Annotated in this window: 16 protein-coding genes; 9 read left to right on the forward strand and 7 right to left on the reverse strand. The window is 70.5% G+C overall.

The window, feature by feature from the left end:
• Nucleotides 1-292 precede the first annotated feature (292 nt).
• From OG568_RS40280 to OG568_RS40300, 5 genes are read left to right on the forward strand one after another with little or no spacing between them, the layout of a single operon-like run.
• On the forward strand, nt 293-3,202 hold the full coding sequence (locus OG568_RS40280; RefSeq protein WP_329535074.1) for a sensor histidine kinase: 2,910 nt from the start codon (nt 293-295) through the stop codon (nt 3,200-3,202).
• Complete coding sequence (locus OG568_RS40285; RefSeq protein WP_266416627.1) at nt 3,199-3,639, forward strand: roadblock/LC7 domain-containing protein; 441 nt, start codon at nt 3,199-3,201, stop codon at nt 3,637-3,639. Before OG568_RS40280 ends, OG568_RS40285 begins: the two co-directional genes overlap by 4 nt.
• 9 nt (nt 3,640-3,648) lie before the next feature.
• The gene (locus OG568_RS40290) at nt 3,649-4,044 is read left to right on the forward strand and encodes a DUF742 domain-containing protein (RefSeq protein ID WP_266416629.1); all 396 of its coding nucleotides are present in this window, start codon (nt 3,649-3,651) and stop codon (nt 4,042-4,044) included.
• 24 nt (nt 4,045-4,068) lie between these two features.
• A complete protein-coding gene (locus OG568_RS40295; protein WP_329535075.1) occupies nt 4,069-7,698 on the forward strand; it encodes a hydantoinase B/oxoprolinase family protein in 3,630 nt (1,209 codons plus the stop codon).
• Nucleotides 7,679-8,284, forward strand: coding sequence for a GTP-binding protein (locus OG568_RS40300; protein ID WP_266416634.1), 606 nt, complete (start codon nt 7,679-7,681; stop codon nt 8,282-8,284). The genes OG568_RS40295 and OG568_RS40300 overlap by 20 nt, the downstream gene beginning before the upstream one ends.
• 118 nt (nt 8,285-8,402) lie before the next feature.
• Here the strand turns inward: OG568_RS40300 and glpK are convergent, their stop codons facing one another.
• The 5 genes from glpK to OG568_RS40325 form a co-directional block, all read right to left on the reverse strand.
• Nucleotides 8,403-9,923 (reverse strand): glycerol kinase GlpK, encoded by a 1,521-nt coding sequence (glpK, locus tag OG568_RS40305; RefSeq protein ID WP_266580945.1) that lies wholly within the window; start codon nt 9,921-9,923, stop codon nt 8,403-8,405.
• A gap of 53 nt (nt 9,924-9,976) precedes the next feature.
• Nucleotides 9,977-10,717 (reverse strand): MIP/aquaporin family protein, encoded by a 741-nt coding sequence (locus tag OG568_RS40310; protein WP_266416638.1) that lies wholly within the window; start codon nt 10,715-10,717, stop codon nt 9,977-9,979.
• A gap of 422 nt (nt 10,718-11,139) precedes the next feature.
• Nucleotides 11,140-12,765, reverse strand: coding sequence for a GGDEF domain-containing protein (locus tag OG568_RS40315; RefSeq protein ID WP_329535076.1), 1,626 nt, complete (start codon nt 12,763-12,765; stop codon nt 11,140-11,142).
• 171 nt (nt 12,766-12,936) lie between these two features.
• A complete protein-coding gene (locus tag OG568_RS40320) occupies nt 12,937-14,127 on the reverse strand; it encodes a lipid-transfer protein (protein WP_329535077.1) in 1,191 nt (396 codons plus the stop codon).
• Nucleotides 14,128-14,155: 28 nt separating this feature from the next.
• Nucleotides 14,156-14,581 carry a Zn-ribbon domain-containing OB-fold protein gene (locus OG568_RS40325; RefSeq protein ID WP_329536585.1) on the reverse strand — a complete coding sequence of 142 codons (426 nt, stop codon included), beginning with the start codon at nt 14,579-14,581 and terminating at the stop codon, nt 14,156-14,158.
• A gap of 287 nt (nt 14,582-14,868) precedes the next feature.
• Here OG568_RS40325 and OG568_RS40330 point away from each other — a divergent pair, with 287 nt between their 5' ends.
• Nucleotides 14,869-15,678 (forward strand): M15 family metallopeptidase, encoded by an 810-nt coding sequence (locus tag OG568_RS40330; RefSeq protein WP_329535078.1) that lies wholly within the window; start codon nt 14,869-14,871, stop codon nt 15,676-15,678.
• 128 nt (nt 15,679-15,806) lie between these two features.
• Nucleotides 15,807-16,340 (forward strand): NUDIX domain-containing protein, encoded by a 534-nt coding sequence (locus OG568_RS40335; protein ID WP_329535079.1) that lies wholly within the window; start codon nt 15,807-15,809, stop codon nt 16,338-16,340.
• 28 nt (nt 16,341-16,368) lie between these two features.
• Here the strand turns inward: OG568_RS40335 and OG568_RS40340 are convergent, their stop codons facing one another.
• Nucleotides 16,369-18,735 (reverse strand): glycoside hydrolase family 31 protein, encoded by a 2,367-nt coding sequence (locus tag OG568_RS40340; protein WP_329535080.1) that lies wholly within the window; start codon nt 18,733-18,735, stop codon nt 16,369-16,371.
• Between the two features lie 204 nt (nt 18,736-18,939).
• Between OG568_RS40340 and OG568_RS40345 the strand changes: the two genes are divergently transcribed.
• On the forward strand, nt 18,940-20,907 hold the full coding sequence (locus OG568_RS40345) for an acetoacetate--CoA ligase (protein WP_329535081.1): 1,968 nt from the start codon (nt 18,940-18,942) through the stop codon (nt 20,905-20,907).
• On the opposite strand, the gene OG568_RS40350 is transcribed toward OG568_RS40345, so the two are convergent.
• Entirely contained in the window at nt 20,908-22,227 is a 1,320-nt protein-coding gene (locus OG568_RS40350; RefSeq protein ID WP_329535082.1) for an aminotransferase class I/II-fold pyridoxal phosphate-dependent enzyme, read from the reverse strand.
• A 114-nt stretch (nt 22,228-22,341) separates the two neighbouring features.
• On the opposite strand from OG568_RS40350, the gene OG568_RS40355 reads away from it, so the two are divergent.
• Entirely contained in the window at nt 22,342-23,550 is a 1,209-nt protein-coding gene (locus tag OG568_RS40355; RefSeq protein ID WP_329535083.1) for an MFS transporter, read from the forward strand.
• The last annotated feature ends 1 nt before the right edge of the window (nt 23,551 follow it).

Consider the following 23,551-nt stretch of genomic DNA (forward strand, 5'->3'; position numbering starts at 1 on the left):
ACGAACGATGTGCCCCGAAGATTCCCAACAAGCGAAAAATTCCGGCCAACTGACCAAGTTCACCGGTCAGATGAGCTCCGGCTCGCCCTGCCGGATTCGGGGCGGCAATCTCCCCCAATTAACGGACAACTGCCCATGTCCGGTTCCCTCGTGAGCCAGGTTTACATCCTCTTCACGCCGGGCGGCCGCCCGGACAGGTCTTCGAGTTACCTGTGGGTCAGTAGTAGGCTCACGCCGTTTGTTGACGCACAGGTGTACCCCCGGGCCGGAGGGGGTCGAGCTGGGGGAGGCCATGCGCTTTCGCGGGAAGTCCATCCGCCGGAAGATCGTGGCGCTGCTCCTCGTGCCGCTCCTCTCCCTGACGGGAATCTGGGCCTTCGCGACGGTAATCACCGGCCGCGCGGCCAACCAGCTGTTCAACGTGTCGGACGTCGTCGAGAAGATCGGCTACCCCACCGAGGACACCGTCCGCGTTCTCCAGCAGGAACGTCGCCAGACACTCGTCTATCTCGCCGACCCCCGGGCCTCCGACGCGCTGACGGCCCTGAAGCGCAGTCGCACCGCGACCGACCGGGTCGTGGCGAAGGTCCGCAAGAACGCCAAGGACGACGACGTACGGCAGGAGATGGACGGTGGCACCTCACAGCGCCTCACCTCCATCCTGGACGCCCTCGACGGCGTCGACTCGCTGCGCCGCAGTGTCGAGGAGGGCACCGTCAACCGGGCCCAGGCCCTCGACCTCTACAACCGTCTGGTCGAACCCTGTTACACGCTGATGGCCAACCTCCACGTGGTGGACAACGTGGAGATGGACCAGCAGGGCCGCGCCCTCGTCAACGTCGCCAACGCCCGCGAACTGCTCTCCCGTGAGGACGCCCTCCTCGGTTCCGCGCTGGTCGCGGGCCGCGTCACCCGCGACGAGATCCGCGACATCTCCGATCTCGTCGCGCAGCGCACCCTGCTGTACGACATGAGCCTGCCGCTGTTGCCCTCCTCGGAACGCGGCCGCTTCGAGCGCTACTGGTCGAACGCCGACACGGCTCCCCTGCGCATGGCGGAGCAGGCCGTGGTCACCTCCCCGGCCGGACCCCCCCACGGTGTCACCGCACGCAGCTGGGACCGGGCGGCCGGACACGTGCTCGACGAACTCGCCGACCTCGACGACGAGGCGGGCGACCGCTACCAGGACCGGGTCCACCCCGTGGCCACGGGCGTCATCGTCAAGGCCGTCATCGCGGGTGTCCTCGGACTCATCGCCCTGCTGGCCTCGCTCATCATGTCCGTACGCATCGGCCGGGGCCTCATCCGCGACCTGCGCCGGCTGCGCCTGGACGCCCACGAGGCGTCAGGCGTGCGACTCCCCAGCGTCATGCGCCGCCTCTCCGCGGGCGAACAGGTCGACGTCGAGACCGAAGTGCCCCGCCTGGAGTACGACAAGAACGAGATCGGCGAGGTCGGCCAGGCCCTCAACACCCTGCAGCGCGCGGCCGTCGAGGCCGCCGTCAAACAGTCCGAACTGCGGGACGGCGTCTCCGAGGTCTTCGTCAACCTCGCCCGCCGCAGCCAGGTCCTGCTGCACAAGCAGCTCACCCTCCTCGACACCATGGAACGCAGGACCGAGGACACCGACGAACTCGCCGACCTGTTCCGCCTCGACCACCTGACCACACGCATGCGCCGGCACGCCGAGGGCCTGGTCATCCTGTCCGGCGCGGCCCCGTCCCGACAGTGGCGCAAGCCCGTCCAGCTCATGGACATCGTCCGCGCCGCCGTCGCCGAGGTCGAGGACTACGAGCGCATCGAGGTGCGCCGGCTGCCCCGCGTCGCCGTCACCGGGCCCGCGGTCGCCGACCTCACCCACCTGGTGGCCGAACTCCTGGAGAACGCCACGGTGTTCTCGCCCCCGCACACGGCCGTGCAGGTCATCGGCGAACGCGTCGCCAACGGTTTCACCCTGGAGATCCACGACCGCGGTCTGGGCATGGCGGCCGAAGCACTCCTCGACGCCAACCTGCGGCTCGCCGAGACCCCCGAGTTCGAGCTGTCCGACACCGACCGGCTCGGTCTCTTCGTGGTCAGCCGGCTGGCCCAGCGGCAGAACGTCCGTGTCTCCCTCCAGCCCTCCCCGTACGGCGGCACCACCGCAGTGGTCTTCATCCCCGACGCGCTGCTCACGGACGACATCCCGGACACCAACGGCATCGGTTTCCGTCTCGATCGCGCGCTGCCCTCGAAGGAGGGCAAGATCGAGGAGGACCGCAAGGCGGCGCTCTCCGAGACAGCGGTGCGCCTCCCCGGCCTGCCCGCCTCGATCCTGGACGGACCGGTCGAGCTGGAGGCGCCGGTCGATCTGGACGCCCTCGGCGGCTTCCCGGGCCCCCTCGACGACGAGGACGCCGAGCAGGGCGGTCTGTTCCGGGCACGTCGCTCCATCGCGGGTGTCCCGGTCGAGCAGCCGCGGCCCCACCAGCAGACCCGCACGGACGGAGGGGAGAAGGCCCGCTCCGGCGACGACGACCACTCGGGGGCCCCGGTCCCGCTGCCGCGCCGCAGAACTCCCAAGCTGGTCAGCTCGCACGGTCGTCCCGTGACCCGGACGAGGCCCAGGCGCGGAGAGGCGGGCGAGGAGCCCGTGGAGGCTCTGAAGCCGGTGGAGAGCCTCGAACCGGCCCTCGAACGGGTGGAACGCCAAGGTGTGGCGGAGAGGGCGAGCGCGCAGTCGTCGGCCGCCCGGCGTACCGACCGCGCCGAGACCTCGGGGCGCCGCAACGGCGAACGCGCGGAGACCGTCGGCCTTCGCGCCGAGACGGCCGGTCCCCGCTCGGACGCGCCAGGCCGCCGAGAGGCCCCCGCTCTCCCCCGGCGCACGCGCCCCACCGGCTCGTCGTCCGGTACGGCTGGGACCACCCGGGGCTCCGCCGCCGCGACGCAGGGGGCAGAATCGGGAGCGAGCCCGTTGCCCCGCCGCGTCCGACAGGCCAATCTGGCCCCGCAGTTGAAGGACGGACCCGAACGGCGCGCCGAGCGCGACAAGGCCCGCACCCCGAAGGGGGCGGATCTCGCCGATCGCGACGCCGACGAGGTACGCAGCCGGATGGCCTCGCTCCAGCGGGGCTGGCAGCGGGGCCGCGAGAAGAACGCCGCGGGCGACGGGGCCCAGGGCGGCACAGCACCAGGAACGACAAAGGGGGACGGTCGATGACCGCACCGAAGGCCACAGGGCCCACCGCGACCAGCAAGACGTCGGGAGAGCTGAACTGGCTGCTCGACGACCTGGTGGACCGCGTGGCCAGCATCCGCAAGGCGATCGTGCTCTCCGGCGACGGCCTTGCCACCGGGGCCTCCAAGGATCTGACCCGGGAGGACAGCGAGCACTTGGCCGCCGTCGCCTCCGGCTTCCACAGCCTCGCCAAGGGCGTGGGCCGCCACTTCGAGGCGGGCGGTGTCCGGCAGACCGTCGTCGAGCTCGAGGAGGCCTTCCTCTTCGTCACCGCCGCCGGGGACGGCAGCTGCCTCGCCGTGCTCTCGGACGCCGACTCCGACGTCGGCCAGGTCGCCTACGAAATGACGCTCCTGGTCAAGCGGGTCGGCGCACATCTGGCCGCCGCTCCGCGCACCGATCTGCCCGCGGGCGGGTAGTGGGATGGCATGAGCGGAGACGGTCGGGGAAAACGCCACTGGTTCGACGACGACGCCGGACCCGTGGTCCGTCCCTATGCCATGACACGCGGGCGCACCACCAGTCCGGCCCAGCATCGCCTCGATCTGATCGCGGTGGTCGTCACAGAGCCTCACGCGGACGATCCCGAAGCCGACCATTCGCTGTCCCCGGAACACGTGGACATCGTCGAACTCTGCCGTGACACCCCCCAGTCGGTCGCCGAGCTCGCCGCCGAGCTCGACCTGCCCATCGGAGTGGTCCGGGTCCTCATCGGGGACCTCGTGGCCGAGGAAATGGTCCATGTGACACGTCCCGTACCCCCTGCCGAGCTGCCGGACGAGAGTATTCTGCGCGACGTGATCAGCGGCCTCCGGGCGCTCTGAGCTGGGCGGAAGCGGGGAACAGACGTGACAGGCTGGCAGTTCTGGGTCGACCGAGGCGGCACCTTCACCGACATCGTCGCGCGGCGCCCGGACGGCCGCCTGCTCACACACAAACTGCTGTCCGAGAACCGGGCGAGGTACACCGACGCGGCGGTGGCGGGCGTCCGCGAACTCCTCGGCAGCGGCCAGGACGCCCAGGGCGCACGGATCGACGCCGTCCGCATGGGAACCACCGTCGCCACCAACGCCCTCCTGGAACGCAAGGGAGAGCGCACCCTTCTCGTCGTCACCCGTGGTTTCCGCGACGCCCTGCGCATCGCCTACCAGAACCGCCCCCACATCTTCGCCCGCGCGATCGAGCTCCCCGAGCTGCTGTACGAACGCGTGGTCGAGGTCGACGAGCGGATCGCCGCCGACGGCACGGTCCTGCGCGCCCCCGACCTGGAGACCCTCGCCGGGCCCCTCCAGGAGGCGTACGACTCCGGGATCCGGGCCGTCGCCGTCGTCTGCATGCACAGTCATCTCCACCCCGCCCATGAACAGGCCGTCGGAGAGCTGGCGGCACGCACCGGCTTCCCGCAGATCTCGCTCTCGAGCGAGGTCAGCCCGCTGATGAAATTCGTCCCGCGCGGTGACACCGCCGTCGTCGACGCCTACCTGTCGCCCGTGCTGCGCCGCTACGTCCAGCAGGTCGCCGATGAACTCCAGGGCGTGCGCCTGATGTTCATGCAGTCCAACGGGGGCCTCGCCGAAGCGGGTCAGTTCCGCGGCAAGGACGCCATCCTGTCCGGCCCGGCGGGCGGCATCGTCGGCATGGCCCGGATGTCGCAGCTGGCCGGCTTCGACCGCGTCATCGGCTTCGACATGGGCGGCACCTCCACGGACGTCTCGCACTTCGCGGGCGAGTACGAGCGGGTCTTCACCACCCGGATCGCCGGGGTCCGGCTGCGGGCGCCCATGCTGGACATCCACACCGTCGCCGCGGGCGGCGGCTCGGTCCTCCACTTCGACGGCTCCCGCTACCGCGTGGGCCCCGACTCGGCAGGCGCCGATCCCGGCCCCGCCTGCTACCGGGGTGGCGGCCCGCTCACCGTCACGGACGCCAACGTCGCACTCGGCCGCGTCCAGCCCGCCCACTTCCCCAGGGTGTTCGGCCCCGGCGGCGACCAGTCGCTCGACGACACGCTCGTCCGTGAACGATTCGCGGCCCTCGCGCGTGAGATCCGTGAGAAGACCGGCGACGACCGCACCCCGGAGCAGGTCGCGGAGGGTTACCTGCAGATCGCCGTGGCCAACATCGCCAACGCCGTCAAGCGGATCTCGGTCCAGAAGGGCCACGACGTCACCCGGTACGCGCTCACCACCTTCGGCGGCGCGGGCGGCCAGCACGCGTGCATGGTCGCCGACTCGCTCGGCATCCGCACCGTCCTCGTCCCGCCCATGGCCGGCGTCCTGTCCGCCCTCGGCATCGGACTCGCCGACACGACGGCCATGCGCGAGCAGTCCGTGGAGGCACCCCTTGAGGCCTCGGCCATGCCCGGCGTCCTCAAGACCGCCGACGACCTGGAGGGCGCCGCCCGCGCCGAACTCCTCGCCGAGGACGTGCCCGAGGACCGCATCCGCGTCACCCGCCGCGCCCAACTCCGCTACGACGGAACGGACACGGTGCTCACCGTCGAACTCACCGAGCCCGACACCATGACCCACACCTTCGAAGAACGCCATCGCGCCACCTATTCCTTCACCCTCGACCGCCCGGTCGTCGTGGAAGCCCTCTCCGTAGAAGCCACCGGTCTCACCGAACCCCCCGATCTGTCCGCCCTGACCACCTCTTCGTCGGCTCGCGGCGCGACGGAGACGGTCAGCCTCCACACGGGCGGCGCCTGGCGCGACGTACCCCTGCACCGGCGCGAGGACCTGCCCCCCGCCGAAACGGTCACCGGTCCCGCGATCATCACCGAGGCCAGCGCGACGACCGTCGTCGACGACGGCTGGCGGGCCGCGACGACCGACGACGGGCATCTGGTCATGGAACGCGTGGCGGTTACGCAGAGTTCCGATCTCGGCACAGAAGCGGACCCGGTTCTCCTCGAGGTCTTCAACAACCTCTTCATGTCCATCGCCGAACAGATGGGTGCGCGTCTGGAGTCGACGGCCCAGTCGGTCAACATCAAGGAGCGTCTGGACTTCTCCTGCGCGCTCTTCGACCCCGACGGGAGCCTTGTCGCCAACGCCCCTCATATCCCCGTCCACCTGGGCTCCATGGGCACGAGCGTGCAGGAGGTCATCCGGCGACGCGGCGACAGCATGCGCCCGGGTGACACGTACGCGGTCAACGACCCGTACCACGGCGGCACCCACCTCCCCGACGTCACCGTGATCACCCCGGTCTTCGACACGGAGGGTGAGCGCATCCTGTTCTACGTCGCCTCGCGCGGCCACCACGCCGAGATCGGCGGCATCGCCCCGGGCTCCATGCCGGCGAACAGCCGCACCATCGAGGAAGAGGGCATCCTCTTCGACAACTGGCTGCTCGCCGAGAACGGCCGCTTCCGCGAGGCCGAGACGCTCCGCTTGCTCACCGAGGCGCCCTACCCCTCGCGCAATCCGAAGACCAACCTCGCCGACCTGCGTGCCCAGATCGCCGCCAATCAGAAGGGCGTCGACGAAGTCGCCCGCATGATCGAGAACTTCGGCCTCGACGTCGTCCAGGCCTACATGCGGCACGTACAGGACAACGCGGAGGAAGCCGTACGCCGTGTCATCGACGCCCTGGAAGACGGTGAGTTCGCCTACGAGACGGACTCCGGGGCGGTCATCCGTGTCCGGGTCTCCGTAGACCGCGAAAATCGTTCCGCCACCGTCGACTTCACGGGCACGTCCCCGCAGCTCACCACCAACTTCAACGCACCTTTCGCGGTGGTCAACGCCGCCGTCCTGTACGTCTTCCGCACCCTGGTCGCCGACGACATCCCGCTCAACGACGGCTGTCTGCGCCCGCTCGACATCGTGGTGCCGCGCGGCTCGATGCTCGCTCCCGAGCCCCCGGCCGCCGTGGTCGCGGGCAATGTGGAGACCTCTCAGGCGATCACCGGCGCGCTGTACGGAGCCCTGCGTGTGCAGGCCGAGGGGTCCGGAACAATGAACAACGTCACCTTCGGCAATGAGCGGTACCAGTACTACGAGACGGTGGCCTCCGGGTCCGGCGCCGGCGACGGCTTCCCCGGCGCCTCCGTCGTGCAGACCCACATGACCAACTCGCGGCTCACCGATCCCGAGATCCTGGAGTGGCGACTGCCGGTCCGGCTCGACGAGTTCGCGGTCCGGCCGGGCAGCGGTGGCGCGGGGCGCTGGAGCGGCGGGGACGGGGCCGTGCGCCGTATCCGGTTCCACCAGTCCATGACCGTCTCCACGCTGTCCCAGCACCGCAGGGTCCCGCCCTACGGCATGGCCGGCGGCGAGCCCGGAGCGCTCGGCGCCAACCGGGTGGAGCGCGCGGACGGCACGGTCACGGAACTTGGCGCAAGTGATACGGCGGACGTCGGCCCCGGCGACGTACTTGTCATCGAAACCCCCGGCGGCGGGGGCTACGGCCCACCGTCGCACGACCCCCATCAAGCAGGAGAAGAGATCGATGATCTTCGGGCGTTCTGAGCGCGGCAAGCCCCCGGTCGAGCCCGTCACGCTCAAGATCCTGGTGGCCGGTGGCTTCGGGGTGGGCAAGACGACTCTGGTGGGTGCGGTCAGCGAGATCAAACCGCTGCGTACCGAGGAAGTGCTCACCGAGGCGGGCCGCCCGGTCGACGACACCAGCGGTGTGGAGGGCAAGCACACCACCACGGTCGCCATGGACTTCGGCCGCATCACGCTCCGCGAGGACCTGGTGCTCTACCTCTTCGGGACGCCCGGACAGGACCGCTTCTGGTTCTTGTGGGACGAGCTCGCCTCCGGCTCCCTGGGCGCCGTGGTACTCGCCGACACGCGCCGCCTGGAGGACTGTTTCGCGGCCGTCGACTACTTCGAGCGGCGCTCCATACCGTTCGTGATGGGCGTCAACTGCTTCGAGGGATCGGCCCGATACCCGGTCGACGACGTCCGCCAGGCGCTCGACCTCGACGACGACGTTCCGGTCGTCCTGTGCGACGCGAGAGACCGGGAGTCGGCCAAGGAGGTCCTCATCGAGGTCGTCCAGCACGCGATGGCGTACGGAGCCGACCGGCGCGAACCGGTCACCACCTGACCCGCGCTTACGGTCCGAACCGCGGATACGGCCCGTACCCCCGCCGACCGGGGTACGAGCCGCAGTCCCGCACGCGCGTGTGGCTCACGCGAGACACACGCACGCGTGGACCCCTGTTTCAGCTGACGTCGTCCTCGTGCCAGCCGAAGCTCTTCTCCACCGCCTTGCGCCAGTTGTGGTACTCACGGTCGCGCACGGATGCCTCCATGGACGGCGTCCACTCGACGTCCTTGCGCCAGTGCGACTTCAGCTCGTCGAGGTCGTTCCACACACCGGTCGCGAGCCCGGCCGCGTAGGCCGCCCCCAGACACGTCGTCTCGGACACCCGGGGACGGATCACCGGCACCCCCAGGACGTCCGCCTGGTGCTGCATCAGCAGATTGTTCTTGGTCATGCCCCCGTCCACCTTCAGGGTGGTGATCTGCACTCCGGAGTCCTGGAACATGGCGTCCACGACCTCACGGGTCTGCCAGCTCGTCGCCTCCAGGACCGCGCGGGCGAGGTGTGCCTTGGTGACGTACCGGGTAAGACCGGTGACGACCCCGCGCGCGTCGGAGCGCCAGTAGGGTGCGAACAGGCCGGAGAACGCGGGCACGATGTACGCGCCGCCGTTGTCGTCGACGCTCGCGGCCAGCGTCTCGATCTCGTCGGCGCTGCGGATGATGCCGAGCTGGTCGCGGAACCACTGCACCAGGGCGCCGGTGATCGCGATCGATCCCTCGAGGCAGTAGACGGGCGCCTCGCCGCCGATCTTGTAGCCCATGGTCGTCAGCAGCCCGTTCTTCGACGGGACCGGCCGGTTGCCGGTGTTGAGCAGCAGGAAACTGCCGGTGCCGTACGTGTTCTTGGCCGTGCCCACGTCATAGCAGGCCTGCCCGAAGACCGCCGCCTGCTGGTCGCCGAGCGCCGAGGCGACGGGGACGCCCGCCAGCTGGCCCACGGCGGTGCCGTACACCTCGGCCGACGACCTGATCTCGGGCAGTACGGCCTCGGGGACGTTCATCGCCGCGAGGATGGACGGGTCCCACTGAAGGGTCTCCAGGTTCATCAGCATGGTGCGTCCGGCGTTGGTGACGTCGGTGACGTGCCGCCCGCCGTCCGTGCCGCCGGTCAGGTTCCAGATCAGCCAGGAGTCGATGGTGCCGAAGGCGATCTCGCCGCGCTCGGCACGCGCGCGCAGCCCCGGCACGTTGTCGAGCAGCCAGGCCGCCTTGGGGCCGGAGAAGTAGCTGGCCAGCGGCAGTCCGGTCTGTTCGCGGAAGCGGTCCTGGCCGTCCGTGCCGCCCAGCTCGTTGCAGAGCGCCGAGGTCCGGGTGTCCTGCCAGACGATCGCGTTGTGCACGGGCTTGCCGGTGGCCCGGTCCCACAGGACCGTCGTCTCACGCTGATTGGTGATGCCGAGCGCGCTCAGCTGGTCGGCGCGCAGCCCGGCCTTGGCGATCGCTCCGGCGACCACCGCCTGCACCTTGGACCAGATCTCGGTGGCGTCGTGCTCCACCCAGCCCGGCTTGGGGAAGATCTGGCGGTGCTCGCGCTGGTCGACGGCGACGATCGCGCCGCCCCGGTCGAAGATGATGCAGCGGCTGGAGGTGGTGCCCTGGTCGATTGCGGCGACGTACTTCTCGGCGTTCTCCGTCATGACGTCCCCTTACGCCTTCGTCAGAAGGCTGCGTGAGAAAGGCTGCGTTCTCGTCAGAAGGCTGCGTTGTAGATCGCGGCCCCGATGGCGGCACCGGCGATCGGGCCGACCACCGGGATCCAGGAGTAACTCCACTCCGAAGTGCCCTTGTTGGGAATCGGCAGCAATGCGTGGGTGAGGCGCGGTCCCAGGTCACGGGCCGGATTGATGGCGTACCCGGTGGGGCCGCCCAGAGAGAGTCCGATACCGACCACGAGGAACGCGATGAGCTGGACGGGCAGTCCCGCGTCACCGATCCCCGCCACGTGTTTGTGGCCGCCGACCATGGCCAGAATGGGCAGCATCAGGCCGACGGTGGCGATGGTCTCGGTGATGAGGTTCTGCACAGGATGGTCGATTTCCGGCCTCGTCGAGAAGATGCCCAGCGTCTCGATCGCCTTGTCCTCGTCGGCGTTGAGGTTGAACTGGCCGAGGTAGAGCAGCCAGCAGAGCACGGCGCCGACGACGGCGCCCGCGAACTGGCCCAGAATGTAGAAGGGCACGTCCTCCCACTTCGTCGAGCCCTCGATGGCGAAACCGATGGTCACGGCCGGGTTGATCTGACCGCCGGACAGCGGTGCCGCGGTGTAGGCACCGGCGAGCACGCCGAAACCCCAGCCGAACGCGATGACGACCCAGCCGGCGCCCTGCGCCTTGGACTTGTTGAGGGTGACCGCGGCACAGACGCCCGCGCCGAACAGAATCAGAATCGCAGTGCCGATCAACTCGCCGACAAAAATGTCGCCGTTGCTCATGGCGGCTCCTAGGCCTCGCCCGGAGCGGTCCGCTCCGGGCCACCGTGTGGGGTGCGTTTCCCATGGCTACTTCAGCCGAGGGCAGGGAGGTCCCGCGCCCCGCCCGGCGTCCGTGACGAGCGTGCCGTCGCAGCGGAATCGCCCGTGGGGGACGGCCTGTGGAACAGGTCGAAAACCCGAGCGGCGCGGTGCTTGAAGACGCCCGAACGCGGCGATGCCGACTGACATCCGGAAGTGTTCACCGGTGCCCAGGGGGCGTCAAGGTCGGCGACGGCAACGGTTGAGGGCCGCGAACGAGCCACGATCGGGGCACGGTAGGGGCCTGCCCGATGTACCTGCCTCGGGCAGACCGTCTCCCGACCCTCACCCGTCACAAGGGCCCCGGGCCGCCTGGCCGTCGTCCAGGACTCCCGGTCCGTCGCTCAACCAGCCTGCGCCCGCTCCGCCCCCGAACCACGCAGGACCTCATGACCCGGCAGTCCCGCCCGCCCCAGCACCCAACTCGCCCCGCTCAGCGCCTTCGCGGCCCGCTTGAGCGGTGTCAGACAGGCCGCCGCCTGTCGGTGGTCGCTCACGCTGCCCGGCGCGCACAGGATCGTGGCCAGCGACAATGTGACAGGACATCCGCCCGCCGACCAGGGTGCGTCAAGCACCGAACCGGCCAGCGGACCGAGAGTCTCCGGGTCCGCGAGGACCAGGAAGTCGTCGCCGCCGATGTGCCCCACGCGGGTCGCCCCGGAAGCGGCGTGCTGCAGCGCCCGCCCGACCGCCCGGATCAGTTCGTCGCCCGCCGCGAAGCCCGCTCCGTCGTTGACCTGCTTGAAGTGGTCGACATCGAGCCAACTGAGCGCGAAGATCCGGCCGTCGGCGATCCGCCGGTCCACCTCGCCGGTGATCGCGTCCGAACCGGGCAGCCTGGTCAGCGGGTTGAGCCCGGCGGCCTCTTCGACCCGGCTCTCGGAGAGTGCTCGTACGAGATCGGCAAGGCGTACGACTCCCACGCACCGCCCGTAGTGATCGACGACCGCGACATCGTCCGACGTGCGGTCCCGCTCGCCGTCCGCGACCACGTCGAGGACCTCCCACGCGGTCGCGTCGACGCCGACCGTACGCGGCGGATCGCCGAGCTTGGCGGCCGGCCGGTCGGCGTACAGGGCATGCCCGTACCGCCCCGACATCGACAGCAGGAACCGTGACCGGTGCACCGAGCGGACCGGGATCCCGGAAGGGTCCACGAGCAGTACACCGGACACGTCGGACGATCCGGTGAGCAGCGCCCGCACCTGCCCGGCGGACGCCGTCGCGGGCAGTAGTGCGGCGGGCCGCACGAACTGCCGTACCGACGGCCCAGACCGGGGTGCCGCCGCGAGGCCGGGGGAGAGGGTCGGAACGTATACGTCCGCGACGGGCAGCCGAGCCGGCGGTGCGAACAGCTCGCCCTGCGCCAGCTGGGCCCCCGCCGACACCGCGGCCGCGCACTGCAGCTCCGTCTCGACGCCCTCCACGGACAGCAGCGCGCCCAACTGCTCGCACAGCGTCCGCATCGCCCGGACCGCCGCCGGCCGCGCCAGCAGGGACGCGTCGAGCTTCATCAGCTCGGGCGCGAGGTCCGTGAGCAGCCGCAGGGGTACGTCACCGTCGCCCACCCCGTCGGCACAGATCCGGAAGCCCTCGCTCCGCACGGTGGACACCGCCTCCAGCAGGGCGTGGTGCGGCACATGCGTGTACGGCGGACCGACATCGACCGTCACTTCCCACGGCAGCCGACCGGCCTCCCGCACGGCGTCGCGCAGCGCCGCGAGCCTTCCGAGATCGGCCAGCGTCCCGGCGAAGACATTCACGTGCAGCGGCAGCATCGTCTCCCTGCGGGCCGCCGCGCGGATCGCCAACGCCGCCAGCCGGCCGTCGAGTTCGGGGTCGCGGCGCGCCTGCGCCAGGATGTCACCGGACTCGGGACGGGCGAGTATCTCCAGCGCCGCAACCCCTCCGGTCGTCAGATTGACGACCGGCTGGAAGGCGAAGCGGACAGTATCCGTCCAGGAGGGCACGGGAGCATACTGGCCCCGCCCGCGTACGCCCGGGCGCGATTCACGAGCTGTTCACGCAGCATTCCGGGGTCGTCACACCGAGTGCGGACGCGGCGGGGACGAGCGTCCGTCGACGGCGGTCGTCGCAGTGCACGACGGTCCTCGACGCGGTGCGCTCGGCCGGCCGCCGACTCAGCGGACGGCGATGACCGACGAGCCGTGTCCGAACAGCCCCTGGTTCGCCGTGATTCCCACGCGCGCGCTCGCGACCTGCCGGTCACCCGCGTCCCCGCGCAGCTGCCATGTCAGCTCGCACACCTGGGCTATGGCCTGCGCCGGAACGGCCTCTCCGAAGGAGGCCAGACCGCCGCTGACATTCACCGGTATGCGCCCGCCCAGCGTCGTGGCACCCTCCCGCAGCAGCTTGGCGGCCTCGCCCTCCCCGCACAGCCCCAGATCCTCGTACCACTGCAGTTCCAGGGCCGTGGACAGGTCGTACACCTCGGCGAGCGAGAGGTCCTCGGGACCGATGCCCGCTTCCTCGTACGCAGCCCGAGCGATCGAGGCCCGGAAGGTGCCGGCCGCGGGCTCCACCGCGACAGCGGAGTCCGTGGCGATGTCCGGGAGATCGAGCACGGCGTTGGGGTAGCGCGGTGTCACCGTCGACACCGCTCGGATCCGTACGGGGTCCGCCGTCCCGTGCCGTCGCGCGAACTCCATGCTCGACAGCACGAGGGCGGCGCCCCCGTCGGAGGTCGCGCAGATGTCGAGCAGCCGCAACGGGTCGGCGACGACGGCGGAACCCGCCACGTCCTCGACGGTGACCCTCTTGCGGTATCGCGCGTTCGGATTCAACGCCCCCAGGGCGGCGTTCTTCACCTTGACCTGCGCGAAGTCCTCCAAGGTGTCCCCGTGCACGGCCATCCGCCGCCTGGCGTACAGCCCGAAGTACGTCGGATTCGTCGCTCCGAGGACCCGGAACCGCAGCCAGTCGGGATCGTCAGGCCTGTCCCCGCCCGCCGGGCGGAAGAATCCCTTGGGCGCCGCGTCGGCACCGACCACGAGGACTACGTCCGCGAGGCCCGAAAGGATCTGTGCCCGCGCCGTGTTGACAGCCTGCGCCCCCGACGCGCACGCGGCGTACACACTCGTGACCCGCGCTCCCTGCCAGCCGAGCGCCTTCGCGAACGTCGCTCCCGCCACGTACCCCGGATAGCCGGCGCGGACGGTGTCCGCGCCCACGATCGAGCCGACGTCCCGCCAGTCGATCCCCGCGTCGGCCAGCGCCGCGCGCGCCGCCGCGACCCCGTATTCGACGAAACCGCGCCCCCACTTGCCCCACGGGTGCATGCCCGCGCCGAGCACCGCCACCTCACCGCTCATGCCCTCGCCCCCGTACGCCACATGCCCTTCATGCCGTCACCCCCGTCGGCCGCCAGTGCCACGTCGTCCAGGTCGTCTCCTCGTCCTCGTTCAGCACACCGGGGACGACCTCCACCTCCATGCCCACCGCCAGGTCGGAGACGGTGATTCCGGGAACCGTCTGTCCGAGTACGACGATCCGCTCGGATTCCAGCTCCACAGCGATCAACGCATAGGGTTCCCACGAGAGTTCCGGATCGGTCACATACGGTGACGGAGGCCGGTACCGGCTGTCGGTGTACGACCAGACGCGACCGCGTCGGGACAGCGGCATCTCGGTCAGCTCACCGCCCCGGCACCCCGGATTTCGGCAGAAGGCGTCCTCGCGGGGGAAGAAGACCGAGGTGCACGCGGAGCAGCGCGTGCCGAGGAGATGGAAGTCGTCCCCGTCCCCGGCGAACCACCCGGTGACCACAGGTGTGCGTGTACGCGACAAGACCCCTCCACAGCAGTGGATCTGACGGAACGTCAGAAGTGTGCCACGGGCATCGGGAAATGGGCAGCGCGACGGGGAGAACCATGCAGGCCTCCTGGGCGTCGGAGTATCGGGAGGTACGGCCGGGGCCCACGGGGGTGGTTCCGGCCGTACCCCCAGGCCGGCTCTGGGCGCCCTTGAGCAGTCCGGGAGTTTCTCACTCGATGGTGTCGGACCGTATGCGATCCCTTCCCCGACGGACCCCGCGCCTGATAGATGCAAGGGACATGACACGACTCTCCACCGCCGTGCGCGGTCTGGTGACCACGCTCGCCGCCTTACTGGCCGTGACCGCCGCCTCCGCCACCGCCCGGGCGACACCCGAGCCGAAGGCTCCCGAGGACTTCGTGGCCCTGAGATCCGTGGACCCGACGATCATCCAGGAGATGCGCTACTTCACGCCGCACAACTTCGTGGGCGAGCGCGTCGACGGCTACCAGCAGCCGATCTGCATCCTCACCCGGCCCGCCGCCGAGGCCCTCCACAAGGCTCAGGTGACACTGCTGCACCAGGGCTACACCCTCAAGGTGTACGACTGTTACCGGCCGCAGCGCGCCGTCGACCACTTCGTGCGCTGGGCCGAGGACCTCGACGACCAGGCGATGAAGCCCGAGTTCTATCCCCAGGTCGACAAGACCCGGCTGTTCGAGGACGGTTACATCGCGGAGAAATCCGGGCACAGCCGCGGCTCGACGATGGACCTCACGATCGTGCGGCTCCCGGCGAGGCCGACCCGGCCGTACGTCCCCGGAGAACCCCTCGTCCCCTGCTACGGGCCCAAGGCCGAGCGCTTCCCTGACAACTCCGTGGACATGGGCACCGGCTTCGACTGCTTCGACACCCTCGCCCACACGCTGGACCCACGCGTCCAGGGCGTACAGCGAGCCAACCGGTTGCTCCTGAAGAGCACGCTCGAAGACCTCGGATTCGTCAACCTCGCCGAGGAGTGGTGGCACTACACGTACAAGCCCGAGCCCCACCCCGACACGTACTACGACTTCCCCGTGTCCAAGAAGTCGCTGACCTCGTCCCCCTGAGCCGGGTCGGTCCGCCCCGTGACGGCGGGGCGGACCCGCATCGCAAGACGCACATGGAGAGGCGCCCGGCCCCGCACCTCATGAGCCACCCGAAGACGAGCCCGGAGCGATCGGCTACAGTCCGCGGCGTGTCCGCAACCCCGCACCCACCCGCCGACTTCGCGCCGGGCTCGCACTGTTCGAGCTGCGGAGCACCCTACGGAGAGGGCAACTCCGGATGGCCCCGCACCTGCGCCGTCTGCGGCAGCGTGGCCTACCGCAATCCGCTGCCGGTCGCGGTGGCCCTGCAGCCCGTCTACGACGACAGGGGCACCGCCCTGGTCGTCATCACCCGGACCATCGCCCCCGCGCGCGGGGGCATCGCGCTGCCCGGAGGGTTCATCGACCACCGAGAGGACTGGCGGCACGCCGTCGCCAGGGAACTCAAGGAGGAGACGGGAATCGACGTGGCGAGCCGCGAGGTCCGGCTCGCCGACGCGATGAGCTCTCCCGCCGGTCACCTGCTCCTCTTCGGGCTCCTCCCGGAGCGCCCGGCCGCCGAACTGCCGCAGTCCGCCGCCACGGACGAGACGGAGGGCTGGCATCTGTTGCGCCGGCCCGCCGAACTCGCCTTCCCGCTGCACACCCTGGCCGCGCGGGCATGGTTCGAGGGACGGTACTGAGGGGACCGCACGGGGTGCTCGCAGGCCGTTACCGCGCCCCGAGGCCCCGCACCCGGACCAGACGCTCAGGCTCGCTCGGTCCGCCCTCCCCGTCCCGCCGGACCACCACGCGCTGCCCCTCCCAGCGCGTCACATAGCGTTCGAGTTCGGGCTCGTCCCAGCCGTCGCCGAGATCCGGCACAGCGAGCCCGCCCCCGACCCGCCCGCGCGCCGGAGCCCACGCCTCCAGCTCCAGGCCGCCGTCGTCGCCCCGGACGGGAACGACGGCACCCGCGCGCGCCAGCACCGGAATCCGCGACAAAGGGGCGTCGAGCAAGACCTGGGCCGGCCCCTCGTACGCCTCCTCCGTGACCGTGTCGTACCAACGCCCCCGAGGCAGCTGCACCGCACGACGGTCGGCCCCGTGGTCCAACACCGGTGCCACCAGGAGGCAGTCACCGAGCATGAAGGCGTCCTCGCAGTCCCTGAGCGACCGGTCCTCGGGCGCCGCCCACCACAGGGGCCGCACATAGGGTGCGCCGGTGCGGCGGGCGAGCTGTGCCAGCGTCATGAAGTACGGGAGCAGCCGCCGCCGCTCGACGAGAGCCGCGCGCGCGTGCTCCAGCACGTCGTCACCGAACTCCCAGGGCTCCCGGCGCCCAGCCCGCAGACTCGCGTGCGTGCGGAACAGCGGCAGATACGCGCCGAGCTGGAACCACCGCAGGTACAGCTCGGGCGAAGGGCTGCCGTCGAAACCGCCCACGTCGGGACCCGAGTACGGCACCCCGCACAGCCCGAGCCCCATCACCAGCGACAGCGAGGCACGCAGCCCGGGCCAGCCGGTGGCCACGTCTCCGGACCAGGTCCCTCCGTAGCGTTGCATTCCGGCCCACCCGGAGCGCGAGAAGAGGAACGGCCGCTCCTGGGGATCCAGCTCGCGCAGGCCCTCGTACGCGGCCCGGGCCATCCCCAGTGCGTACACGTTGTGCGCCTCGCGATGGTCACCGCCGCGTCCCTCCAGGGAGTGCCGAGCCGATCTCGGCAGCGTCGACTCCCCGAACGCCGTGAACGACGTCGGCTCGTTCATGTCGTGCCAGAACCCCGCGAACCCCTGCGCCAGCCGCTCCTCGTAGAGGCCGCCCCACCACTGCCGCACACGCGCGTGCGTGAAGTCCGGATAGACCGACTCCCCGGGCCACGCGACTCCCCGCACCAGCCGGCCCGAGGCATCCTCTACGAAGGCGTCCTCGGCGACGCCGCTGTCGTACACCGCGTTGCCCGGCTCGGCCTTGACCGCCGGGTCGACGATCGACACCAGCCGGATGCCGTCACGGCGCAGTTCCTCGGCGAGCACCGGCAGCTTCGGAAAGCGCTCCCGGTCCACCGTGAACACCTGGTGCGCGTCGTAGTGATCGATGTCCAGGTGGACCGCGTCGAGCGGCAGGCCGCGCTCCTGATAGCCCGCGACGATCCGCCGCACCTCCTGCTCGCTGCCGAAGCCCCAGCGCGCGTGATGGTGCCCCAGGGCCCATGCGGGCGGCAGCGCGGGCGCCCCCGTGAGCGAGACCCAGGCGTGCAGCACACGCGCGGGGGTGCCCACCATCACCCAACAGCGCAGCGGGCCGCCATCCATCCGCAGCTCGCACGTCCCGGCCCGGTCGTGCCCCGACCCCGCGCCCTCCTCTCCCTCGCGCAGGCTCACCGTGCCGTCCCAGGAGGTGTCGTGGAACACGAGATGGGTGCCCGCGTCGGAGACCACCATCTGCACGGGCATCGTGATGTACAGCGGATCGTCGCCCGGTGCGAAGGCGTGCCCGGGATCCGTGTTCCACAGCCGGTACGCCCCGTCGCGCAGCCTGGGACCGGCCGCGCGCCCGCCCAGGCCGAAGAACCGTGCGTCGGCGACCACTTCGGAGCGCTGCATCCAGCGCGCCACGCCCCCGTCGACCGGTTCCCACCAACGGGGCGGCAGATCACGGCGCAGGATCACACCACCGGGGGTCCGCACCTCGACGGCACCGTGCCGGGAGACGACGACCGTCACCCGTTCGGCCACCACCCGCCAGCCGCCGTCCTTGTCGGGCTCCAGGACGGCGCGCGGGTCCGGCTCCGGGCAACGGCCCGCGAGCGCGTACGACGGCTCAGGACCGGCCCCGTCCCAGCCCCAGAACACCGCCCCGCTCACCGCGACAGTGATCTTCAACTCGGACCGCGTGAACCGGACGACCCCACCCCCGGGCCCCGGCTCCACCCCCTGCACCGGGCCCGGCACCCGCGCGCGCTCGGCCCCCCGGCGCGGCAGCCCGGCGGCGTCGGCACGCCTCCTTCGCCATGCGGCCCGCACGGTGAGCAACCCCTGGGCCGCCCCCGTCGAACCGACCGTCTTCACCGAACGCACCAGGTCACGACCGTCCATGCTGCTCACCCTGCCATTGCCTGCGCCAAATGAGTGAGTCGTTCAACTGCCGTTCACCCGTGGTGGGGGCACATCTTCACGCGGACGACCATCTGCGGCACACCCTGGTGCGGAAGTCGATCACATGGCATCGTCCGTGTCAGCCGCGTGACGCGCACACCCCAGCTCGTGCGCGACCGACGCCCACAGTCCGGGAGCAGCCGCATGTCCACCGCGAACCCCTCACCGCTCTGGCAGCCCGACCCAGAGCGCATCGCCCAGGCGCAGGTCACGAAGTTCCAGGCCTGGGCGGCCGAGCACCACGGAGCCCCGTCCGACGGCGGCTACCCGGCGTTGCACAGCTGGTCGGTACGGGAACTGGACACGTTCTGGAAGGCCGTCACCGAGTGGTTCGACGTACGGTTTTCGACCCCCCACGCGCGCGTGCTCGGCGACCGCTCGATGCCCGGCGCCGAGTGGTTTCCCGGGGCGACCCTGAACTACGCCGAGCACGCCCTGCGCGCGGCCGAGACCCGCACGGACGAACCGGCGCTCCTCTACGTCGACGAGACCCATGAGGCGACCCCGGTGAGCTGGTCCGAGCTGCGCCGCCAGGTCGGCTCCCTGGCCGCCGAGCTGCGCGCCCTCGGAGTACGCCCGGGAGACCGCGTCAGCGGCTATCTCCCGAACATTCCGCAGGCCGTGGCCGCCCTGCTCGCCACGGCCGCCGTGGGGGCCGTGTGGACGTCCTGCGCCCCCGATTTCGGCGCGCGCAGTGTCCTCGACCGCTTCCAGCAGGTCGAACCCGTCGTGCTCTTCACGGTCGACGGCTACCGCTATGGCGGCAAGGAGCACGACCGCCGGGACGTGGTCGCCGAGCTGCGCCGCGAACTGCCGACCCTGCGTGCCGTCGTCCACATCCCGCTGCTCGGCACCGAAGCCCCCGAAGGCGCCCTGGACTGGTCCGAGCTGACCTCGGCGGACGTGGCGCCCGTCTTCGAGCAGGTGCCCTTCGACCACCCTCTGTGGGTGCTGTACTCCTCCGGTACGACCGGCCTCCCCAAGGCCATCGTCCAGTCCCAGGGCGGCATCCTCGTCGAGCACCTCAAACAACTGGGCCTGCACTGCGACCTCGGTCCCGAGGACCGCTTCTTCTGGTACACGTCCACCGGCTGGATGATGTGGAACTTCCTCGTCTCCGGCCTGCTCACGGGCGCCACGATCGTCCTCTACGACGGCAGCCCCGGCTACCCGGACACGGCCGCCCAGTGGCGGATCGCCGAACGCACGGGAGCGACCCTCTTCGGCACGTCCGCCGCGTATGTGATGGCGTGCCGCAAGGCGGGTGTCCACCCCTCCCGGGACTTCGACCTCACGCGCGTGCAGTGCGTCGCGACGACCGGCTCGCCCCTGCCGCCCGACGGCTTCCGCTGGCTGCACGACGAGGTCCGCGACGACCTGTGGATCGCCTCCGTCAGCGGTGGCACGGACGTGTGCTCCTGCTTCGCGGGAGCGGTCCCGACGCTCCCGGTGTACATCGGGGAACTCCAGGCCCCCGGCCTCGGCACCGACCTCCAGTCCTGGGATCCCGGCGGCAAGCCCCTGACCGACGAGGTCGGTGAGCTGGTGGTCACCAACCCGATGCCGTCCATGCCCATCCGTTTCTGGAACGATCCCGACGGCAGCCGCTACCACGACAGCTACTTCGACACGTATCCCGGCGTCTGGCGCCACGGCGACTGGATCACCGTCACCTCGCGTGGTTCCGTCGTCATCCACGGCCGCTCGGACTCGACGCTCAACCGCCAGGGCGTGCGCATGGGGTCGGCCGACATCTACGAAGCCGTCGAACGCCTCCCCGAGATCAAAGAGTCGCTCGTCATCGGCATCGAACAGCCCGACGGCGGCTACTGGATGCCCCTCTTCGTCCACCTCGCCCCCGGAGCCGCGCTCGACGAGGCCCTCCTGAACCGCATCAAGCAGACCATCCGCGAACAGCTCTCCCCGCGTCACGTCCCCGACGAGGTCATCGAGGTGCCCGGCATCCCGCACACCCTCACGGGCAAACGCATCGAGGTTCCGGTCAAGCGCCTCCTCCAGGGAGCCCCTTTGGAGAAGGCGGTCAACGTCGGCTCCGTGGACAACGTCGAGTTGCTGCACTTCTACGAAGAGCTCGCCCGCAAGCGCGGCTGATCAACCTCCGTAGGTGGCCTCGGACTCGCCGAGCACGACAGCGAAGTCCGAGGCCAGGCGCACCGCGTCGGGCGTCTCCAGTTCCGCGACCGAGATCCGTACACCGGGCGCGGAAGCGAGTCTGAACCGCGCACCCGCAGCGACCCACCACCCGTGGGACCGCAGCCCATTGACGACGGCCGACTCGTCCCGCACCGGTACCCAGACATTCATTCCGCTCACGGAATGAGCCTCGATGCCACGCTCCGCGAACTCATGGAGCAGTGCGTTCCGCCGCAGCGCGTACGTTTCTTCGGCGCGCGCGACCAACGCGCGTGTGTCGTCGTCCGTCAGCAGCCCGTACACCGTCTCCTGGAGGAGGTGGCTGACCCAGCCGGAGGTGAGCAGCATCCGGCCGTCGTGCCGGGCCAGCGTGATCGGATCGCAGGCCGCCGCCGCCCACCGCAGGTCCGTCCCCAGGAACTTGCTCACGGTCCGTACGTGCACCCAGCGCGTCAGACCGCCAGCGGTCAACGTGTGAAGAGGCGCATCGGCGACGGCGGACGCATGGTCGTTCTCCACCACCAGCACATCGGGCTCTTCCCGGAGTACGACGACCAGAGCGTCCCGGCGCTCCGCCGAGAAGCGACCGCCGTACGGATTCTGCGCCCGTGGACTGCACACCACCGCTCGTACGCCGGCCCGTAGCGCGTCTCGCAGGGCCTCGGGCCGCATCCCCTGGTCGTCCACCGCGACCGGGACCGTACGCAGCCCCAGAGCCGTGACCAGGTCCAGCAGATGGTGATAGCCGGGGTCTTCCATGGCAACGGCGTCACCGGGGCGCAACTCCACCGACAGCAGCCGCCCGATCAGATCGAGCGCGCCATGTGCGAAGGTCACGTGGTCCGTCGGCACACCGTCCGGGCCCAGCCAGTCGCGCACCGCGTCCTCCAACCGCGCCAGACGCGGAGTGCTGCGGTGCGACCGCGCGCCGGGGGAGAGCCGCGAGGGCGGCACCAGGCGCGGAAGCAGCCGAGGGTCGGGGTGGCCGCCCGCCAGGTCCCGTAGCCCGTCCGGCACTTTCGGGGGTCGCCGTGACGCCACCGCGGGAGCCGCGGCGACCACGGTCCCGCCCCGCCCGCGCGTCACCACGATCCCGCGCCGCCGTAGTTCCTTGTACGCCGTCGCGACCGTTCCCGGGCTCACCCCGAGCTGGTCGGCAAGCCCGCGCACCGGAGGCAGCGCCGCACCCGGACCCAACGCGCCTTCGGCCACGCCTCGTTCGACGGACGAGGCAATTCCCTTGGCCGTCGTACCACTGATCCCATATTGTGTTGCCACGTTACCAAGTATGTATCAATACATAAATGGAAGCAAGGGGGAACGGTGGGCCCGATCAGTCGCGCAGCCGCCGCATGGTCGTCACGCATTCCAGGAGGCCCCGACGGCCGGAGAATGCTCTGGATCGCCCTCGTCGACCGGACCGGCAGCGGTCTGTGGGCAGCCGTCTCGGTCCTGTACTTCACCTACGTCACCGGCCTGTCCGTGGCACAGGTCGGTACCCTCGCCGCGGTCTCGGGGGCCATCGGTATCGCCGGCGCACCACTCGGCGGCCGCATCGCCGACCGCCTGCCCCTGACCCGCGTCCTGATCTTCCTGCAGATCCTGCGAGCCCTGGCCTCCCTCGCACTGCTCACCACCGACAACTACGCCCTGCTGCTGGCCTTCTCGGCCGCCGGCAGCTTCGGCGACCGGGCCGCCAATGTGCTCACCAAGCTGTACGCCACCCGCGTCTCGGGACCCGACCGCGTCCGCTACCAGGCCGTCACCAGAACCGTCGCCAACGCCGGATGGGCCCTGGGCGGCCTCACCGCCGCGGCCGCCCTCACCGTCGGCACCACCACCGCCTACCAATGCCTCCTGACAGGAGACGCCCTGTCGTTCGTCGCCGCGGCCCTCCTCACCGCGTGCTGCGCCGAACCGCCGTCCCCCGCACGCACGATCGCCACGTCCAAGGACCCGCTCCCCACCACCAAGCCGGCCAACCCATGGCGCGACCGCGGCTACCTCGCGTACGTCGCCACCGAGACCGTCCTCTTCCTCGACGACGCCGTGTTCAAGGTCGGCCTGCCACTCTGGATCGCCCACTCCCACCAGGCACCACACGGGCTCGCCCCGCTGCTCATGGTCCTCAACAACGTGATGGTCGTGGCCCTTCAGGTGCCCCTGGCCCGCCTCGGCGCCACGACGGCCGCCGCGCGCTCCCTGCTGCTACCCCTCTCCGCGGCCTTCGCTCTCGGCGGCGTCGCCATGACGCTCTCGGCCACGGGCGGAGTCATCACCACCACGCTGTTCCTCACGACCTCGGCCATCGCCTTCACCGTGGCGGAGATGCTGCACGCCACCGTCTCCTGGGAACTCTCCGTCGCCCTCGCGCCCGGGACGGCCCAGGGCGCCTACCTCGGCGTCCATGGACTGGCGCAGTCCGTCCAGCGAAGCATCGGACCACTGGCCGTCACCGCAGCCATCGCGACCGGCCCGCTCGGCTGGACGGTCTTCGGCACCACCATCGCTGTGACCTGCGTGTTCCAGCACCGTATGGTGCGCGACCACCTCTCCCGCCCCGCGTTGTCAGTGCCTCCAGTTACTGTGAGTGAGCATTGAT

The organism is Streptomyces sp. NBC_01450, from assembly GCF_036227505.1.
Taxonomy (GTDB): Bacteria; Actinomycetota; Actinomycetes; order Streptomycetales; family Streptomycetaceae; genus Streptomyces.

Bases quoted from the DNA above. Each gene is read 5' to 3' on its own strand.
- OG568_RS40280 (WP_329535074.1), top strand. From the start codon at position 293: ATGCGCTTTCGCGGGAAGTCCATCCGCCGGAAGATCGTGGCGCTGCTC.
- glpK (WP_266580945.1), bottom strand. From the start codon at position 9,923: ATGACGGAGAACGCCGAGAAGTACGTCGCCGCAATCGACCAGGGCACC.
- OG568_RS40320 (WP_329535077.1), bottom strand. From the start codon at position 14,127: ATGAGCGGTGAGGTGGCGGTGCTCGGCGCGGGCATGCACCCGTGGGGC.
- OG568_RS40345 (WP_329535081.1), top strand. From the start codon at position 18,940: ATGTCCACCGCGAACCCCTCACCGCTCTGGCAGCCCGACCCAGAGCGC.
- OG568_RS40340 (WP_329535080.1), bottom strand. From the start codon at position 18,735: ATGGACGGTCGTGACCTGGTGCGTTCGGTGAAGACGGTCGGTTCGACG.
- OG568_RS40310 (WP_266416638.1), bottom strand. From the start codon at position 10,717: ATGAGCAACGGCGACATTTTTGTCGGCGAGTTGATCGGCACTGCGATT.
- OG568_RS40285 (WP_266416627.1), top strand. From the start codon at position 3,199: ATGACCGCACCGAAGGCCACAGGGCCCACCGCGACCAGCAAGACGTCG.
- OG568_RS40330 (WP_329535078.1), top strand. From the start codon at position 14,869: ATGACACGACTCTCCACCGCCGTGCGCGGTCTGGTGACCACGCTCGCC.
- OG568_RS40355 (WP_329535083.1), top strand. From the start codon at position 22,342: ATGCTCTGGATCGCCCTCGTCGACCGGACCGGCAGCGGTCTGTGGGCA.
- OG568_RS40300 (WP_266416634.1), top strand. From the start codon at position 7,679: ATGATCTTCGGGCGTTCTGAGCGCGGCAAGCCCCCGGTCGAGCCCGTC.
- OG568_RS40290 (WP_266416629.1), top strand. From the start codon at position 3,649: ATGAGCGGAGACGGTCGGGGAAAACGCCACTGGTTCGACGACGACGCC.